Source organism: Mesorhizobium sp. M7A.F.Ca.US.006.04.2.1 (assembly GCF_004022915.1).
GTDB classification, from domain to species: domain Bacteria; phylum Pseudomonadota; class Alphaproteobacteria; order Rhizobiales; family Rhizobiaceae; genus Mesorhizobium; species Mesorhizobium ciceri.
On sequence record NZ_RZQA01000729.1, the window covers coordinates 1 to 3,332 of the forward strand.

General features: G+C 63.9%; 4 protein-coding genes. 1 reads left to right on the top strand and 3 read right to left on the bottom strand.

Going from position 1 to position 3,332, the window contains the following annotated elements:
- A partial coding sequence (locus tag EN925_RS28910; RefSeq protein ID WP_164894453.1) for a transporter substrate-binding domain-containing protein occupies positions 1 to 431 on the bottom strand: 431 nt, incomplete at its 3' end.
- 206 nt (positions 432 to 637) lie between these two features.
- Positions 638 to 1,327, bottom strand: a complete 690-nt coding sequence (locus tag EN925_RS28915) for an SDR family NAD(P)-dependent oxidoreductase (RefSeq protein ID WP_024502571.1) — start codon at positions 1,325 to 1,327, stop codon at positions 638 to 640.
- A gap of 371 nt (positions 1,328 to 1,698) precedes the next feature.
- Here EN925_RS28915 and EN925_RS28920 point away from each other — a divergent pair, with 371 nt between their 5' ends.
- Entirely contained in the window at positions 1,699 to 2,814 is a 1,116-nt protein-coding gene (locus tag EN925_RS28920; RefSeq protein WP_127369954.1) for an anhydro-N-acetylmuramic acid kinase, read from the top strand.
- Here the strand turns inward: EN925_RS28920 and EN925_RS28925 are convergent.
- Positions 2,811 to 3,233, bottom strand: a complete 423-nt coding sequence (locus EN925_RS28925) for a GNAT family N-acetyltransferase (protein WP_127369953.1) — start codon at positions 3,231 to 3,233, stop codon at positions 2,811 to 2,813. The genes EN925_RS28920 and EN925_RS28925 overlap by 4 nt on opposite strands.
- Positions 3,234 to 3,332 lie beyond the last annotated feature (99 nt).

The following is a 3,332-nucleotide window of genomic DNA, read 5'->3' on the forward strand; positions in this document are numbered from 1 at the left end:
ATACGCGCCAGGTTGAGGCGGTTGGCGATCAGCCCTTGCCGCAGCATGGCGTAGGGGCGGGAATAGATGATCGACCGGCCGCGCTGAAGCGTCCTGCTGAGCTTGCCAATCGCCATGTCGGCCTGTCCGGAACTGACCTGTCTGACGATATCGTCGAACGTTGCGGCGGATCGGTCGAACACCGGCTCGACGCCAAGCGCCGCGGCGATGCCGTGGGCCAGTTCCATGTCTATGCCATTGTCCCCCGATCCGTCGGCCGGGAAGAACGGATTGGAAGCGAAGGCCGGCATTGCGATGCGCAAGGCATCGCCGCTCGCGATCGGCTTTGGGGCGTTCTCCGCCTGCTGTCCTGGAGTGTTGGCCGCCCGGGCTTGCGAGATCAGCAACCCGCCGCTCCCGGCCGCAAGCAGTGTACGACGTGTAACCGGCATACGCGTTCTCAATTAGACCGGGAAAGCCAGCAAGATGCACAACCGACGTTAAACAAACGTATATATTACACTGGGCTTTTTTATGTATCGGATAAGCAGCTCAGAGCCACAAAATATTAGTATCGCCTAATGTAAAAGGAGTGGCGGAAGGCTCGCGTTACTTCCCGCCAGGCGATCAGTTGGCCCCTAGGCGATCAGCTGCACTGTCAAAACGTCTCTGCCCAGGGCCGCAGCTCAAGCTCCGAGCTCCAGGCGCTGCGATGCTGGCGATGGGTTGTAAGATAGGCCTCGGCGATGGCGTCCGGCGATAGACGGCGGTCCGGCCGGCCGGGATCGGCCACCTGTCCGGGCGGCTCGATCTGGCCGTCGATGATGAAGTGGGCGACGTGGATGTTCTGCGGAGCGAGCTCGCGGGCCATGGACTGCGCCAGGCCGCGCAGGCCGAATTTCGGCATGGCGAAGCCGGCTGAGCCGGGAAATCCCTTCACGCTGGCGGTGGCCCCGGTGAACAGGATCGATCCGGAACCCCGCGCAAGCAGCCGGCGCGCCGCCTGCTGGCCGACCAGGAAGCCGCCATAGGCGCCGACCAGCAATGCCTGTTTGACCGCTTCGGCATCGAGCTCGGCGATCGGTCCGCGGGTGCGCGCGCTGGCGTTGAACACTGCAAGCGCCAGCGGGCCGGCCTTGTCTGCGGTGTCGAACAGGCTGGCGACGGACGCGACGTCGGCAACATCCGTCTCGACGGCCAGCGCACCGGTTTCGTCGGTCAGAGCGCTGAGCTTCTCGACATTGCGGGCGGCCAGAACCACGCGAAAGCCTTCCCGGGTGAGAAGGCGCGCAAGCGAGGCGCTCAGACCAGCGCCGGCGCCTGCAATGACGGCCACATCGGATGCCATGATTTTTCACTCCTTGCGGATTTCGGCGGAAGCGTTCGCCAGATCAGGCAAGGTCGCGCCTTCGGGGCTGACAGGCAAGAGGTGGCATCTCGGCGGTTGTTGAGCCAGACGGCTGCAGAACCGACGTTGCGCGGTCCAGCATCGCCTGTGGCGCTACGAAGGCCGTTCGGTCTTCAGCACCGAGACCGCCACTTCGACAGTGGCAAGGCTTGGACCTTGCCCGCCAACCGGATTCATCCGACCGATATTTTGACGGTAGGATCGTCAGGCTTCGCAAAGCTATCGGTGATCTCATCGATGGGGACTGGAGCATGGTCCCGAAAAGTGGGAAACGGTTTTCGGAAAAGATCATGCTCAACGAGGAAACGACTATGGAACCAATCTGGGCCGTCGGCCTGATGACCGGCACGGTGCTGGACGGCAACATCGACGTCGCGCTGATCAAGACCGATGGCGAGCAGATCGAGGATTTCGGCACCTATCGGCTGATGCCCTATCCCGCGTCGATCCGCTCGCTGCTGGAAGAGACGCTGACGGAGGCGCGGGCGTGGAATTTCGTCGGGCCGGAGCCGGCGATCTTCCGCACCGCGGAGGATGCCCTGACACGCGCGCAATCGGCGGCCGTCAAGGAGTTGGTCGAAGGCTGTGGCATGACGATGGCCGATATCGGCATTGTCGGTTTTCACGGCCAGACCGTTCTGCATCGTGCGCCGCAGGTTGGACGGCTGGGCCAGACCCGGCAGCTCGGCGACGGTGAGCTGATGCATGCCATACTGGGCACCAAGGTCGCATACGATTTCCGCTCGGCCGACATGCGCGCCGGGGGGCAAGGCGCGCCGCTGGCCGCGGTCTATCACACCGCGCTGATGCGCAGCGCCGGTGCCAATGGCGAGGTCGCCGTACTCAACCTCGGCGGCGTCGCCAACATCACCTGGTGGGACGGCGCTGACAATGTCGTCGCCTTCGACACCGGCCCCGCCAACGCGCCACTCAACGATTTCATCAAGTCGAAGGCGCTCGGCGAGATGGACCGCGACGGCGCGCTTGGCCGGGCGGGAACGGTCGACGAGGCCCGGCTCGCCAAGCTGCTGCAGCACCCTTATCTGAGCAAAGCCTACCCGAAATCGCTGGATCGTTTCGACTTCGGTGCCGCGATGGCGGACGGCCTGAATGCAGAGGATGGTGCAGCCTTGCTCACCGCGTTCACCGCCGGCGCCGTCGGCAAGGCACTCGACCTCTTACCAAGCCGGCCTAAAAAGCTGGTGGTCAGCGGCGGAGGTCGCCATAATCCGACCATGATGGCGATGCTGGCCAGCCGCGCCGGCGTCGAGGTGGTGCAGGCCGAGAGCCTGGGCTGGAGCGGCGACGCGGTGGAGGCGGAATGCTTTGCCTTCCTCGCGGTTCGCGTGCTGCGCGGGCTGCCGATCAGTTTTCCGAGCACGACCGGCGCACCGCGGCCGATGCAGGGCGGAAAACTCGCCGGTTAAGCCAGTTTCTTCTGCAGGAAGATGCGGCTGCGGCCGACGGGGAAGTCGGCAAGTGTTCCAAAGGGCTGATAACCCTGGCGCTGATAGACCTTGGCGGCATTCGGATTGAAGGTGTCGATCCAGGCGTTTTGACAGCCGCGCGCCACCGCTTCATGTTCGGCCGCGTCCAGCATCTTGCCGGCCATGCGCTGGCCACGCAGCCGCTCATCCACCCAGAGCCATTGCACATAAAGCCATCCCCAGGCGGTGTAGCCGGAAATGCCGGCGACGACCGCGCCGGCGTCGTCGCGCACGAACACCGCAAGCGCATGCCTTTCGGACGCGCCGACATCGCCGTCGTTGAACGCCGTCAGCCTTTCGCTGAGAAAAGTGAGGTCTTGCGGCGAGGGATTTGCCGTCGTTTCCAGTGTCGTGTTCATCGCTTTTCCGAGATGGGTTGCGTATCGGCATCGCCGCCATTGCGAAATTCGGACGCGGCAATGCCGTAGCGCTTGAGCTTGTCATAAAAGGTCTTACGC

Excerpts from the sequence above, each read along its gene's own strand:
- EN925_RS28920 (WP_127369954.1), top strand. The coding sequence starts at position 1,699 with ATGGAACCAATCTGGGCCGTCGGCCTGATGACCGGCACGGTGCTGGAC.
- EN925_RS28925 (WP_127369953.1), bottom strand. The coding sequence starts at position 3,233 with ATGAACACGACACTGGAAACGACGGCAAATCCCTCGCCGCAAGACCTC.
- EN925_RS28915 (WP_024502571.1), bottom strand. The coding sequence starts at position 1,327 with ATGGCATCCGATGTGGCCGTCATTGCAGGCGCCGGCGCTGGTCTGAGC.